Origin of the sequence: Rhizobium freirei PRF 81 (assembly GCF_000359745.1) — a bacterium.
Taxonomy (GTDB): domain Bacteria; phylum Pseudomonadota; class Alphaproteobacteria; order Rhizobiales; family Rhizobiaceae; genus Rhizobium; species Rhizobium freirei.
Map to the genome: position 1 here is coordinate 107,325 of NZ_AQHN01000061.1, position 13,532 is coordinate 120,856.

Consider the following 13,532-nt stretch of genomic DNA (forward strand, 5'->3'; position numbering starts at 1 on the left):
TTGCCTCCATTGAGCCATGTTTTCGTCAGCCTTGCTATTTTGAAGTAGGTCGGGCTCTCAATGGCTGCCGTCATCTTGCCGATTTCCGCTCTGTCAATTCCAGTGCCTAATGTCGGCCAGTGACGAGCTTAAAACGGTTTGAAGGGCAAAAAATAACGCCCACCGCGGGAGGAGGATGCGGTGGGCGTCATTTGTGGTGATTGACGATTGGGAGGAGGAGTATCGTCAATCCATCGGAGCGCACTGGGAGGAGGAGTGTGCGGCTCCGAATTCTATGGTCAGGATATCAATCCTCAGGCTCTTTCGACTTATGCCGGCCCGACGCGCCACCGTCGTATGTTGTTGCATTATCAATAGTATGATTTTTTGATTTTGTGCAGCGCAATAAATTCATGAGAGGTATGTCGTCTGCGCATATCTTTTATCGGTATCGCGATACCGATGCCTATAATACCAATCAATCGATTAATGTCGTATTAACGAAGAGCGTACTCACTTGCAGCGCCTCGATCGGGAATGTGCGCAGGCCTGCGTCGATTGAATGGCGATTTGTGATAACTCTTCTTTACGCGGAGAGTCGCAGCAAAGGGGGCCGGGATGTATAGGGGCAGGCTGGAGCGGGACCTGAAGATCTGGGTCGACAAAGGTTTCGTCGATGCTTCGACGGCAAAGGCCATGCTGCGCGAATATGACGGCCGCGAGACGAGTTTCAGCGCGGGCCGGGTATTGACCATCATAGCGGCGGTGCTTCTCGGTCTGGCCATATTGCTGTTCATTTCTGCGAACTGGGAGGCTCTTCCGCGGATTGTTCGCCTCACCGGACTGGTGGCGATGATATGGGCCTTCTATCTCGCATCCGCATATTTGCTGGCGCAGGGGCGTTCCATCCTCGCGTCCGGGCTGTTGATCCTCGGCACTTTGAGTTTCGGCGGCGCCATGGCGCTGGTCGGCCAGATGTACAATCTGTCCGGTGATGAACTCAGGATGATGCTTGTCTGGTTCGTGGCGGCCTGCATCGTGGCGGCGCTCTTTCGTTCCGCAGCCCAGGTCGGCCTCGCCGGCTTTCTGGCCTGGGGATTCTGCGGCGTCTATCTCTGGGGACATTTCGATCAGTGGTACGGAATCATGCCATGGATGCCGCCGCTGATGGCCGTCGCTCTGATCGTGCTTGTTCGCTATGCCGATGCGCCCATCGCCAGGCATTTGGCTTACCTCATGCTCGTCGGCTGGCTGACCTGGCTTTTTGGCCGACACGAGGGACTGTACACGGCGGTCCTGTTTGCAGCCCTCGGGATGGTGGCTTTTCTGGTCGTCAGCATACCCGCCTCGCCACTCATGCCCCTTGCGCGAACGGCCGGTGCCGCGCCGGCTTTTTATGCGTTTCTGATCGCATCGATCGGTTTCTTTCTGGTCCATGCCGAGATCAGCAACGGCTCCTTTGAGAACAATGTCTGGGTCGAAAACAAGGTGCCGCTTGTCATCGTGGCCGCGGCGACGCTGGCCGGCTCGGTGATCGGCATCGCCCTCAGCGGTCGCGACAACGGCGCGGTGCGCTATCTCGCTTATTTCGTCTTTGCCTGCGAGATTCTTTACCTCGCCAGCGAGACGATCGGCTCGATCATCGGCACGGCCGGTTTCTTCCTCGTCGCCGGCGTGCTCGTTGCCATTGCCGCGTGGCTCGTCATCCAGCTGGAACGGCGATTTTCTAGCAAAAGCGGGCAGGAGACGCAGGCATGAGCGATATAGCCGAGAGGAGATCGATTGTCGGCGCCCGTCGCCTTTGGAGCGCCGCCGTCATCGTCGCAGTCCTGCAAACCGCCGTTCTCGGCTATATGGTTGGCGAACGGGCATGGGGGCTGCGAAGCGGCGTGGAAGTCATCCTGAAGACGGCGCCTGTCGACCCGCGTGACCTCCTGCGCGGCGATTACGTCACTTTGAACTATGATATTTCCCGGGTGCCGGTCTCGACGCTGGTCGGCGGACCGCCGAAGGAAAGTCTCAGCAACAAGATTCTGTCGGTGCGTTTGAAGAAGCAGGACGATGGCTATTGGGGCATCGCCGAATCGTCCCTCGGAACGCTCGATCCCCAGCCTGATACGGTCATTTTAAAAAGCCTCCCGTTCGACTATGTTTTCTATGGCGACCAAGCCGACGCTGCGGCGACCATGTTCGTAAACTACGGTATAGAGCGTTTCTATGTGCCTGAAGGGCAGGGGCGCGATATCGAGAGCGCACGCAACGATAAGCGCGTCTCGATCGCCGCTCGCGTCTCCCCGGATGGCGCCGCCCATATCAAAAGTCTGCTTCTCGACGGCAAATCCGTCTACGAGGAGCCGCTCTACTGACGATATCTGCCCGGAGACGCCCGATATGCTCCAGGCATCGTCGCGGAACCGTCATTTTTCCTTTGCGTGGTTTGAAACGGGTGATATAGAGACGCCGCGCTCCGGAAGGCCCCATGGGCAGGCATCGCCATGCGGTTTTGGGAACGCGGGTATGGTGAAATTGGTAGACACGCCAGATTTAGGTTCTGGTGCCGCAAGGCGTGGGAGTTCAAGTCTCTCTACCCGCACCAACACTGTCTTGTGGACGGGGGGAGGCTCTAGCCTGTCTTCCATATGCCGCAGGGCGCGCCATCTTGCCCAAAGCATCCCGCTTTCGCTGAGGAAGGGGATAAGATGTTTTGGCTCGTGACGGGATAGAGCTGCCTTTTGCGCGTTCATTCGAAGGCGCGGCGCTCTTGCAAGGTGTAAGAGAATTGCATCCAAGCCACGCTCGGGATTTTCCGGCGTCGTGCTCATCGAAACGAACGGCAGGCTGGGCACGGCCGCCATGAATGAAGGTAGGACAATGCAGGTTATCGAAACGCTCGCTGAAGGGCTGAAGCGCGAAATCAAGGTGGTCATCCCGGCCAAGGACATGGAAGTGCGCATGAACGAGCGCCTGGCCGAGGTCAAGGACAAGGTCCGCATCAACGGCTTCCGTCCTGGCAAGGTTCCGGTCTCGCACCTGAAGAAGGTCTACGGCAAGTCGATCATGGCCGATCTCGTCAATGAGATCGTGCGCGACCAGCCGCCGGCGATCCTGACCGAGCGCGGCGAAAAGTCGGCAACCCAGCCGGAAATCGCCATGACCGAAGATCAGGCAGAGGCAGAGAAGATCCTTGCCGCGGAAGCCGATTTCGAATTCACGCTGTCCTACGAAGTGATCCCGGCGATCGAACTGAAGTCCGTCAAGGGCATCAAGGTCACGCGCGAAGTCGCCGAAATCGCCGAAGAAGAAGTCACCGAGCAGATCCTCAAGATCGCTGAAAGCGCTCGTAGCTACGAGACCAAGAAGGGCAAGGCTGCCGACGGCGACCGCGTCACCATCGATTATCTCGGCAAGGTCGACGGCGTTGCCTTCGACGGCGGCAAGGACGAAGACTCGCAGCTCGTTCTCGGCTCCAACCGCTTCATCCCGGGCTTCGAAGAACAGCTCGTCGGCGTTAAGGCTGGCGACGAGAAGGTCATCACCGTAACCTTCCCGGCTGACTATCCGGCCAAGAACCTCGCCGGCAAGGAAGCCACCTTCGACATCAACGTCAAGGAAGTTGCAGCTCCCGGCGAAATCGAAATCAACGACGAACTCGCTTCCAAGCTCGGCCTCGAGTCGGCCGATCGCCTGAAGGAAATCGTTCGCGGCCAGATCGAAAGCCAGTACGGCTCGGTTACCCGTCAGAAGGTCAAGCGCCAGATCCTGGACCAGCTCGACGAAATGTACCAGTTCGACACCCCGCAGAAGCTTGTCGAAGCTGAATTCGCCAGCATCTGGCGTCAGATCGAAGCCGACCTCAGCGAATCGGGCAAGACCTTCGAAGACGAAGACACCACCGAAGAGAAGGCTCGCGAAGAATACCGCAAGCTTGCCGAGCGTCGCGTTCGCCTCGGCCTCGTCCTCTCCGAAATCGGCGAAAAGGCCGGCGTCGAAGTCAGCGAAGACGAACTGCAGCGCGCGCTCTACGCACAGCTCCAGCAGTTCCCTGGCCAGGAAAAGGAAATCCTGGAGTTCTTCCGCAAGACGCCGGGCGCTTCCGCTAACCTGCGTGCCCCGATCTTCGAAGAAAAGGTCATCGATCACCTGCTGACCGAAGTCGACGTCACGGACAAGACCGTTTCCAAGGAAGCGCTGCTGGCTGACGACGAGGAAGAAGAAGGTAAGCCGACTGCCAAGAAGGCTGCTCCGAAGAAGAAGGCTGCTGCCAAGGCTGAAGCAACCGAAGCTGCCGCCGAAGGCGAAGAAGCTGCTGCTCCGAAGAAGAAGGCCGCTCCGAAGAAGAAGGCTGCTGAAGACAGCGCCGAATAATCGATTTTCTTGCGGACTGAAATTAAGCCCTGCCGTTCGCGGCGGGGCTTTTTTGTTGTGTCGCGTTGGCGAACTCCCTCTCCCCGCAAGCGGGGAGAGGGTTGGGGTGAGGGGCTACAGGCGCAACTGAAGATTGTGATTTGTTTCGCGCGACGGCGGAACCGCAGGCAAGGCGCTCCGCCATCTAAAGCAATTCCAGGAAAATGCGGAGCGGTTTTGCGTCCGGAATTGCTTAAAATAAAAAGATAGAGCGGTTTAGAGATTCCGCAAAACTTAACCGCTCCAAGCGAGAGCCGTACACGCTAAGCGGCAACATTTTCTCACGAATAGACGATGTTGGCCGTCGGGGCATCGAAGCCCAAAAGCCCCTCACCCTAACCCTCTCCCCGCAGGCGGGGAGAGGGGATCGGCCCGCAATTGCCGTACCCGAGGAATACTACTCAAAGCTCCGACTTGATATCGCCCATGCGGTTCCAGGCGTCGAGGCCGGCGATCTTGTAGGCTTCGGCGAGCGTCGGATAGTTGAAGGTGTTTTCGACGAAATACTCGACGGTGCCCTTGAGGTTGAGCACGGCTTGGCCGATGTGCACGAGCTCGGTCGCACCTTCGCCGACGATATGGACGCCGAGGAGACGGCGCGTCTTCAGCGAGAAGATCATCTTCAAAAGGCCGGTGTCGAGGCCCATGATGTGGCCGCGCGACGTTTCGCGGAAGCGTGCGATGCCGCACTCGTAAGGAATGTGCCGCTCCTTGACCTCTTCTTCGGTCAGACCGCAGGTGGAAATCTCCGGCACGGCATAGATGCCGTAGGGGAAGTATTTCGGCGGTTCCTTGGCGATCGCGCCGACGGCGACGCGGGCGGCGATGCGGCCCTGTTCCATCGAGGTGGATGCGAGGCTCGGAAAGCCGACGACATCGCCGGCGGCAAAAATATGTGGAACCGCCGTTGCAAAGGTTTCCGGATTGACGCTGAGGCGGCCGCGCGCATCGGCTTCGAGCCCGGCGGCGGCAAGATTGAGCGTATCCGTTGCGCCCATGCGTCCGGCGGCGAACAGAACCATGTCGGTGACGATGCGGCGGCCATTGTCGAGGGTCAGCTCCACCTTGCCGTTCGGCAGGCGCTCCACCTTATCGGCCTTCTGGCCGAGCAGCAGCTTCATGTTGCGGTCGCGCAGCTGATAGATGAAATCCTCGACGATCTCCTTGTCAATGAAATCGAGCATGGTGGATTTCGGATCGATCAGCGTCACCTGCGTATCGAGCGCGCTGAAGATGGTCGCATATTCGATGCCGATGACGCCCGCGCCGATGACGACCATCGACCGCGGCAATTCCGCGATCTCCAGCAGTTCGTCGCTATCGAGCACCGTCTTGCTGTCGAAGGGGATGTAGTCGGGGCGAAACGGCTTGGTGCCGACCGCCAGGAGAATGCTGGCTGCGGATACGGTGACGACCTCGCCATCATCCTTGACAATCTGCATGGTCCGGGAATCGACGAAGCTCGCCTTGCCGCGAATGTGCTGCACGCGATTGCGCGCAAACTGGTGTTCCAGCACCTCGACTTCATGGTCGAGCGTGATCAGCAGGCGGCGGCGCAGATCCTCGGCGCTGATTTCCTGCTTGACGCGATAGGCGCGTCCATAAAAGCCGCGTTCGCGCCAGCCGGACAGGTTGAGCGCGGTCTCGCGCAACGTCTTTGACGGAATGGTGCCGGTGTGGACCGAGACGCCGCCGACACGCTTGCCCTGCTCGACAACAAGCACCTTCTTGCCGAGTTTGGCGGCCTGGATAGCGCCTCTGCGGCCGGCGGGGCCACTACCCACGACTAGGAGATCGAATTGGTCCATCGGGAAGCCTCGGATGATTGGACAGGGAATCAATGTCGCAACGCAACATGTTGTCCGTCAACCGGTAGCGGCTCAATGTTACAGATTATCTAACGGGAATTGCCGTTCTCAGGACGCCGGGAGCCCAAGCCATGGTTCAAGTTTCTCGAAGGTCCGGTCCATCGCATAGGCACGGGTGAAGGATAGAGGCAGGTGGCCGTAGGCGATCGACATCTGACGCTCCGCAGTTGCCTCGTTCGTCTTGGTGATAGCGGCAAGATAGAGCGCGGAAGCAAGTCCAGTGCGGTCGGCTCCGGCCTGGCAGTGAATGAGGATCGGCTTTGGCGCGTCGCGCATGATCTGAACCAATTGCTCGGCCTGCGCCTGCGTCAGTTCGCGGCCGGAAGACATGCGAAAATCGATATGGTTGATATCGAGCTGCTTGGCCTGGGCGACTTCCCGGTCGTACCAATGATGGCCGCTGTTGTCGCCCCGCAGATTGATGATGGTCTTGATGCCATACTGCTTCTGAAACTCGGCTATCGTCTCTGCGGAGGGCTGGGAGGAGCGATAGAGCTCGCCCGCGATGACCGGATGGAAGTTTGTCGTCCAGACCATATGGGCATAGAAGCCGCCGGCGACTGTCAGGACGACTCCCAAAGCGACAGCTGCGTCGCGCACCGCACGAAGGAGGTAACGAGCAAGCTTTGACGATGTCTTTTGCATGTGATCTCCGGGCCAACCGAACTCTCGGGCGAATAGGCCAAATCAAAACAATAGCTTCTGCCGGCAGTTTTGCCGCTCTGGATGCGGCGATCCTTCTGTCAGATCATCCTGACGCCGAACTGAAAAATGGAAATGGACGCGAGAGGGCCGAACTGAACGATTTCAGGAGGAGATCAGGCATTTGTGAGACGAGAAAGATAAAATATATTAGTATGATATGCACATATTCTAATGTTGTGCTTTATTTCAGATCAGCTGCAAGGCCCGGAAGCTGACGTGTCCGTTTTTGCCAATGATAATATGATCGTGAACGGTAATGCCCAAAGGCTTGGCGGTATCGATGATCGTCTTCGTCATGTCGATATCGGCGCGCGAGGGCGTCGGGTCTCCGGATGGATGGTTGTGGACAAGAATGACTGCCGAGGCGGAAAGCTCAAGCGCGCGTTTGACGACTTCGCGCGGATAGACAGGCGTATGATCGACCGTGCCGAAGCCTTGTACCTCGTCCGCGATCAGAGCGTTGCGCTTGTCGAGAAACAGCAGGCGGAACTGTTCGCGCGCCTCGTGCGCCATGGCCGTGTGACAATAGTCGATGAGCGCTTTCCAGGAAGAGAGCACCGGCTTGCCGGTCAGCTCGCTTTTCAGCATGCGCTGCGCGACGCTGGCGATCAGCTTCAGATCGAGGGCGACGGCATCGCCGACGCCGCTGATCTCCGTCAGCAGGTTGACCGGAGCCCCGAACACGCCGCCAAGCGTGCCGAAGCGGGCAAGGAGCGCCTTGGCGATCGGCTTCGTGTCCCGGCGAGGGATCAGCCGGAAAAGCAGCAGTTCGAGAATTTCGTAATCGGCGAGCGCGGCGTCGCCGCCGTCACGGTAGCGGTTGCGCAGCCGCTCGCGATGGCCGTGATAATGGGCTTCGGTGTTCGTGGGCGCCGCTTTGGCGGCCACCGGTGATTGGGCGAAGAAAAGTCGCTCGTCCAGGAGCGGCGCCTCTTGCCAAGCCTGCGTCTTCCCGCCTCTGTCGGCCGGCATGTCGCCATGTCCGTCGGAAGAAGCGGGACGTTTCGCCATGAATTATCCCTGCAGAGGCGGCAGGCCGGGGCGGTCGATGCCGCCGGGCGACAGGGTAAAGATTTCGCAGCCCGCCGCGGTGACGCCGACCGTATGCTCATACTGTGCCGAGAGCGAACGGTCGCGGGTAACGGCCGTCCAGCCATCGCCCAGCACCTTCACGTGCGGCTTGCCGAGATTGATCATCGGCTCGATGGTGAAGATCATGCCTTCGCGCAGTTCCGGGCCGTCGCCGGCGCGGCCGTAATGCAGGATATTCGGCGAGTCATGGAACAGGCTGCCGACACCATGGCCGCAGAAATCGCGCACGACCGAACAGCGCTCGCCTTCGGCGTAGGTCTGGATGGCTTCGCCGATGGCTCCCGTATGAGCGCCGGGGCGTACGGCGGCGATGCCGCGCATCAGGGACTCATAGGTGACCTCGAGCAGCCGCTCGGCCGAGCGCTTGATTTCGCCGACAGGATACATGCGGCTGGAATCGCCGTGCCAGCCGTCGAGCACATAGGTCACGTCGATATTGACGATATCGCCTTCGCGCAGCGGCTTGTCGTTGGGGATGCCGTGGCAGACGACATGGTTGATCGAGGTGCAGGAGGATTTCATGTAGCCGCGATAATTCAGCGTCGCCGGATAGGCGCCGTGATCCATGCCGAATTCGAAGACGAAGCGGTCGATGACGTCGGTCGGCACGCCCGGCTCGACGATGGCGGCCAGTTCATCGAGGCAACGGGCGGTCAGCTGGCATGCCTTGCGCATCCCGGCAAACGCATCCTGCCCGTAGAGGCGAATAGCGCCCGTGTTTTTCGCCGGCGCCGTTGCCGCTTCGATGTAGTTCACCATGGTTAGCCTTCAGCAGAAATCTTTATATTGTTATCTAAAGCAGCTATGCCGGGTTCGTCTATCGGGATCAACCCGGCAGGCGCTATTTCCGTCGGCGAAACCCTGCATTTCAGCGCGTATACCTCGACGCCGCGCGCCAAAGCGCGATCGTAGGCCCTGGCGTAGACCGGATCGAGATCACCGCAAATGCGGAAGCGATCACAGTCGTGGCGCTGGATCACGAAAAGCATCACGGCCCGATGGCCCGCCTCAACCATATCGCCAAGCTCTTCCAGATGCTTGGCGCCGCGTGCCGTAGCGGTATCGGGAAATTCTGCTAGACCCGGTTGTCGCATGAAATGGACGTTTTTCACCTCGACATAGGTGGTTGTCCGCAAAGGGTCGGTCAAGAGCAGGTCGATGCGGGAATTGCGGCCATAGTTCTGTTCGCGCTTCACAGTCGTATAGTCGCCGAGATCGGAGATTTGCCCGAGGGCGATCGCCTCCGCTGCTATGCGGTTCGGCATCGCGGTGTTGACGCCCACCGTGGTACTGTCGGCTTCGATCAGCTCGAAGACATGACGGTACTTTCGCTTCGCACCCTCATGTTCGGAAAGCCATATGCGTGAGCCGGGCGCGGTCAGACCGAGCATCGATCCGGTATTCGGGCAAGAGCCGGTGATGAACGTACCGTCTTCCAATTCGGCATCGAAGAGGAAGCGCTTGTAGCGCGCGATCAGGCGGGCAGGGACCAGAGGCGAAGGGAAGAGCATGATCTTGCGGTCGTTACGCCCGTTCCATGACGAAGCTGCCGGGCGCCTCCTCGAGCGCGTTGAGAGCCGTTCCGCCGGGTTGGCGCGCTGCCGCCATGCGATGATCTTGCGCGCGAATCCAGGCGTGCCAATGCGGCCACCACGAGCCCGGCGTCTCATTCGCCTCGGCCAGCCAGTTCTCATAGTCGCCCTTGATCGGGCCACCGGTCCAGAACTGATATTTATGTTTGTCCGGCGGATTGACGACACCGGCGATGTGACCGGAGCCCGTCACCACGAATTCCACAGGCCCGCCGAAATATCGGCTGCCGATGAAGACCGACTTGGCCGGCGCGATATGATCCTCGCGCGTTGCCAGATTGTAGACCGGGATGCGAACATCCTTCAGCGACAGCGTCTTACCGTCGAGCACCATCTTGCCCTGGCTCAACGCATTGTTGAGGTAGCAATTACGCAGATAGAAGGAATGGTTGGCGGCCGCCATGCGCGTGGAATCGGCATTCCAGAACAGCAGGTCGAAGGGTAAGGGGTCCTGACCCTTCAGGTAGCTGTTGATGAAATAGGGCCAGATGAGTTCGGAGGCGCGAAGCATGTTGAAGGCCGTCGCCATCTTCGAGCCTTCGAGATAGCCGATCGCATTCATCTGCTGCTCGAGCGACGCGATCTGCTCTTCGTCGACGAAAACCTTGAGGTCGCCGGCAAAGGTGAAATCGACTTGCGTCGTCAGGAAGGTCACGGTGCGGATGCGCTTGTTCTTCTCCTTGGCGTGCAGGGCAAGCGTGGCTGCCAGCAGCGTGCCACCAACGCAATATCCGACAGCATTGACCTCCTGCTCTCCCGTGGCCTTCTCGACCGTTTCCAGGGCGAAATCGATGCCTTCGCGAGCATAGGAGGTCCAGTCTTTCGCCGCATGCCGCCGATCAGGATTCACCCAGGAGATAACGAAGACGGTGTGCCCCTGTTCCACGCACCATTTTATGAATGATTTCTGTGGGTTGAGGTCGAGAATGTAGAATTTGTTGATCCAGGGCGGGCAGATCAGCAGCGGTCGCTTCAGCACCTTGTCCGTCGCCGGCGTGTATTGGATCACCTGGCAGACATCGCTTTGCGCGATCACCTTGCCCGGGGTCAGCGCCATGTCGCGGCCAACGGCGAATTTCGTCATGTCGGTCTGCCGCAGGCGCAGCTCGCCGTGACCGAGACTGATATCTTCAGCCAGCATCTTCATGCCGCGCACGAGATTTTCGGCATTGGAGGCGATGGTTTCGCGATAGAGCTGCGGGTTCGTCGCCACGAAGTTGGTCGGCGAAAAGGCGGCGGTGATCTGTTTTGTGTAGAACACCGCCTTGTGACGTGTATGCTCGTCCATTCCTTCCGCTTCACCAACCAGCTTTTCCGCCCAGCCGGCGGTCAGAAGATAGGTCTGTTTCAGGAAGTCGAAGAAGGGGTTCTTCTGCCAGTCCTCGTCGGCGAAGCGCTTGTCCTTGACCGGTTCGGCCTCGGTTGCGGCGGACGAATCGCCGCTGAGGCGCTGCATGGTTTTCGTCCAAAGGCTGAAATAGCCCGACAGGAGGTGCGTCTGCGCCTCGAGAGTCCGACGGGGATCCGAGAGCCAGTATTCGCCGACCTTGGACAGCGTCTTGACCATGTCGGTGACGGGATCGGCAACCGTATCGATCTTCTCGCCGCGCTCGCGCGGCGCAAGCCAGGCCGAGGCCGCCTTGCCGAGATTTTCCAGCGCGCGGGCAAAGTTGACAGCCATCGCCTCGGGGTCTTTGACGATGTAAGGCTCGACTGACTTTGGATCAAAGCCAGGGAAGCCGCCATTACCTTCACTGTTATCGCGCTTGCTGTCGGTCACGCATCATCCTCCCGGCGGCAGCTATGTCTTGTTTTCCATTTGTACATCTTGCGGGAAAAGGAATACAAGTCGAATGAAACACAAGGCTGCTCTTGCTTTGCCGCTGCGACAAATTTAACAGTCTCAACCCACGGCAAGGAATTGGCAGAAAGACAATTATGGGCAGCGGCATGGTGGCAAGACTGAACCGATATTCCGTACTGTGCGGTGCAATGTGCGGGATTTTCGCATTGACGCTCGCGGGCTGCTCGACGCCCGAGGAAAAGGCTGCTTACGCCAAGCGCAAGCAGCCGCCCGAGGCGGTGATCGTAAAGCCGGCAAAAGGCGCCGCGATCACGGAAACCAGCACGCAGCAGCACTACAAGGACGGCTATCCTTCTTTCAACGCGCCGCCGACGGCTGCAAACGTCCAGATCAACGATCAGCAGGCGGGCGACATGGTCAAGCAGCTGTCGGCTCTCGGATCGCAGCGCAAGGCAGGCGTTATCTCGGAGGCCGAATACCAGAAGCGTGTTGCCGAGATGCGCAAGCTGGCCGCCGAACATGGCCAGGATACGCTCCAGGAAATTCAGAAAGAGAGCAGCGGCCAGCCGGGACAGACGCAGAATTAGCCTTGCGTTTCAGGCGATTTGGACGCAAAGCGTTCGGATAGACCGGGTTTGGATGCGTCTTTATCGGTTAAGTGCACTTTGCATGCGCTGCCGCCCAAGATTCACCTTATCTTTCGAGAATGCATGGTTGCGGCGCCGCGATTCCGGAGTTCGTATTGCGGCTGACCGGTAGATCAACGAACTTCAACGCGGTTTTGAGGGCCGCTGTCCCATGGGGAAAGAAATGGAAGAGTTTCATAAAGTCCGGCGTTTGCCGCCCTACGTTTTCGAACAGGTCAACCGTTTGAAGGCGAGCGCGCGAGCGGGCGGGGCGGACATTATCGATCTCGGCATGGGTAATCCCGATCTTCCGACCCCCAAGGCCATCGTCGACAAGCTGTGCGAAGTCGTACAGGACCCACGCACGCATCGCTACTCTTCGTCCAAGGGCATTCCCGGCCTTCGCCGGGCGCAGGCCGCCTATTACGCGCGCCGTTTCGGCGTGAAGCTCAATCCGGATACGCAGGTGGTCGCCACCCTCGGCTCCAAGGAAGGCTTCGCCAACATGGCTCAGGCGATCACGGCGCCGGGCGACGTCATCCTCTGCCCGAACCCGACCTATCCGATCCATGCCTTCGGCTTCCTGATGGCCGGCGGCGTGATCCGCTCGATGTCGGTCGAGCCGGACGACAGTTTCTTCCCGCCGCTCGAGCGGGCTGTACGTCATTCGATCCCGAAGCCGCTGGCTCTGATCCTGAACTATCCGTCGAACCCGACGGCCTATGTCGCGACGCTCGATTTCTACAAGGAAGTCATCGCCTTCGCCAAGAAGCACGACATCATCGTGCTGTCGGACCTCGCCTATTCGGAAATCTACTTCGACGACGTACCGCCGCCGTCGGTGCTTGAAGTTCCGGGCGCGATGGACGTGACCGTCGAGTTCACCTCGATGTCGAAGACCTTCTCCATGCCTGGCTGGCGCATGGGCTTTGCCGTCGGCAACGAGCGTCTGATCGCGGCTCTGACGCGCGTGAAGTCCTACCTCGATTACGGCGCCTTCACGCCGATCCAGGTTGCGGCGACGCATGCGCTGAACGGCGACGGTTCCGACATCGCGGAAGTGCGCAGCATCTACAAGCGCCGCCGCGACGTTCTGGTCGACAGCTTCGGCAAGGCCGGTTTCGAAGTGCCGCCGCCTGCGGCTACCATGTTCGCCTGGGCGAAGATCCCGGAAAAGTTCCGTCATCTCGGCTCGCTGGAATTTTCCAAGCTGCTGGTCGAGAAGGCCGACATCGCAGTCGCTCCGGGCATCGGCTTCGGCGAGCAGGGCGACGATTATGTCCGCATCGCACTCGTTGAAAATGAACATCGCATCCGTCAGGCAGCGCGCAATCTGAAGCGTTTCCTCTCTGCTGCGGACGAGATGATGCATAATGTGATTTCGCTGAACGCACATCGTTCATAATGTTACGCGGCAGCCGCTCCGGCGGCTGTCGTCCCAAAGATACTGATCAGGAATTTT

General features: G+C 59.3%; 11 protein-coding genes and 1 tRNA gene. 6 read left to right on the plus strand and 6 right to left on the minus strand.

What is annotated here, in order from left to right; genetic code table 11:
- The first annotated feature begins 597 nt into the window (after positions 1-597).
- From RHSP_RS15140 to tig, 4 genes are all read left to right on the plus strand, one after another.
- Positions 598-1,737, plus strand: coding sequence for a DUF2157 domain-containing protein (locus RHSP_RS15140; protein WP_004118631.1), 1,140 nt, complete (start codon positions 598-600; stop codon positions 1,735-1,737).
- On the plus strand, positions 1,734-2,345 hold the full coding sequence (locus RHSP_RS15145; protein WP_004118633.1) for a GDYXXLXY domain-containing protein: 612 nt from the start codon (positions 1,734-1,736) through the stop codon (positions 2,343-2,345). The genes RHSP_RS15140 and RHSP_RS15145 overlap by 4 nt, the downstream gene beginning before the upstream one ends.
- 145 nt (positions 2,346-2,490) lie before the next feature.
- Positions 2,491-2,575, plus strand: a tRNA-Leu gene (locus RHSP_RS15150).
- 275 nt (positions 2,576-2,850) lie between these two features.
- Positions 2,851-4,344 carry a trigger factor gene (gene tig / locus RHSP_RS15155; protein WP_037152345.1) on the plus strand — a complete coding sequence of 498 codons (1,494 nt, stop codon included), beginning with the start codon at positions 2,851-2,853 and terminating at the stop codon, positions 4,342-4,344.
- Positions 4,345-4,784: 440 nt separating this feature from the next.
- Here the strand turns inward: tig and sthA are convergent, their stop codons facing one another.
- The 6 genes from sthA to phaC all read right to left on the minus strand — a co-directional run bounded on the left by sthA (position 4,785) and on the right by phaC (position 11,420).
- Positions 4,785-6,191 (minus strand): Si-specific NAD(P)(+) transhydrogenase, encoded by a 1,407-nt coding sequence (sthA, locus tag RHSP_RS15160; RefSeq protein ID WP_004118637.1) that lies wholly within the window; start codon positions 6,189-6,191, stop codon positions 4,785-4,787.
- A 108-nt stretch (positions 6,192-6,299) separates the two neighbouring features.
- Positions 6,300-6,896 (minus strand): dual specificity protein phosphatase family protein, encoded by a 597-nt coding sequence (locus RHSP_RS15165; protein ID WP_037152157.1) that lies wholly within the window; start codon positions 6,894-6,896, stop codon positions 6,300-6,302.
- 246 nt (positions 6,897-7,142) lie between these two features.
- Positions 7,143-7,928, minus strand: a complete 786-nt coding sequence (radC, locus tag RHSP_RS15170; protein WP_051074088.1) for a RadC family protein — start codon at positions 7,926-7,928, stop codon at positions 7,143-7,145.
- Positions 7,929-7,970: 42 nt separating this feature from the next.
- A complete protein-coding gene (map, locus tag RHSP_RS15175) occupies positions 7,971-8,807 on the minus strand; it encodes a type I methionyl aminopeptidase (RefSeq protein ID WP_004118642.1) in 837 nt (278 codons plus the stop codon).
- A 2-nt stretch (positions 8,808-8,809) separates the two neighbouring features.
- On the minus strand, positions 8,810-9,559 hold the full coding sequence (gene sfsA / locus RHSP_RS15180; RefSeq protein WP_004118645.1) for a DNA/RNA nuclease SfsA: 750 nt from the start codon (positions 9,557-9,559) through the stop codon (positions 8,810-8,812).
- 13 nt (positions 9,560-9,572) lie between these two features.
- The gene (phaC, locus tag RHSP_RS15185; protein WP_004118648.1) at positions 9,573-11,420 is read right to left on the minus strand and encodes a class I poly(R)-hydroxyalkanoic acid synthase; all 1,848 of its coding nucleotides are present in this window, start codon (positions 11,418-11,420) and stop codon (positions 9,573-9,575) included.
- A 158-nt stretch (positions 11,421-11,578) separates the two neighbouring features.
- Here phaC and RHSP_RS15190 point away from each other — a divergent pair, with 158 nt between their 5' ends.
- Together RHSP_RS15190 and RHSP_RS15195 are read left to right on the plus strand one after the other, a co-directional pair.
- A complete protein-coding gene (locus RHSP_RS15190; protein ID WP_004118650.1) occupies positions 11,579-12,031 on the plus strand; it encodes a hypothetical protein in 453 nt (150 codons plus the stop codon).
- A 223-nt stretch (positions 12,032-12,254) separates the two neighbouring features.
- On the plus strand, positions 12,255-13,475 hold the full coding sequence (locus tag RHSP_RS15195) for an LL-diaminopimelate aminotransferase (protein WP_037152162.1): 1,221 nt from the start codon (positions 12,255-12,257) through the stop codon (positions 13,473-13,475).
- Positions 13,476-13,532: the final 57 nt, after the last annotated feature.

Bases quoted from the DNA above. Each gene is read 5' to 3' on its own strand.
- RHSP_RS15140 (WP_004118631.1), top strand. From the start codon at position 598: ATGTATAGGGGCAGGCTGGAGCGGGACCTGAAGATCTGGGTCGACAAA.
- RHSP_RS15145 (WP_004118633.1), top strand. From the start codon at position 1,734: ATGAGCGATATAGCCGAGAGGAGATCGATTGTCGGCGCCCGTCGCCTT.
- tig (WP_037152345.1), top strand. From the start codon at position 2,851: ATGCAGGTTATCGAAACGCTCGCTGAAGGGCTGAAGCGCGAAATCAAG.
- sthA (WP_004118637.1), bottom strand. From the start codon at position 6,191: ATGGACCAATTCGATCTCCTAGTCGTGGGTAGTGGCCCCGCCGGCCGC.
- RHSP_RS15165 (WP_037152157.1), bottom strand. From the start codon at position 6,896: ATGCAAAAGACATCGTCAAAGCTTGCTCGTTACCTCCTTCGTGCGGTG.
- radC (WP_051074088.1), bottom strand. From the start codon at position 7,928: ATGCCGGCCGACAGAGGCGGGAAGACGCAGGCTTGGCAAGAGGCGCCG.
- map (WP_004118642.1), bottom strand. From the start codon at position 8,807: ATGGTGAACTACATCGAAGCGGCAACGGCGCCGGCGAAAAACACGGGC.
- sfsA (WP_004118645.1), bottom strand. From the start codon at position 9,559: ATGCTCTTCCCTTCGCCTCTGGTCCCTGCCCGCCTGATCGCGCGCTAC.
- RHSP_RS15190 (WP_004118650.1), top strand. From the start codon at position 11,579: ATGGGCAGCGGCATGGTGGCAAGACTGAACCGATATTCCGTACTGTGC.
- RHSP_RS15195 (WP_037152162.1), top strand. From the start codon at position 12,255: ATGGAAGAGTTTCATAAAGTCCGGCGTTTGCCGCCCTACGTTTTCGAA.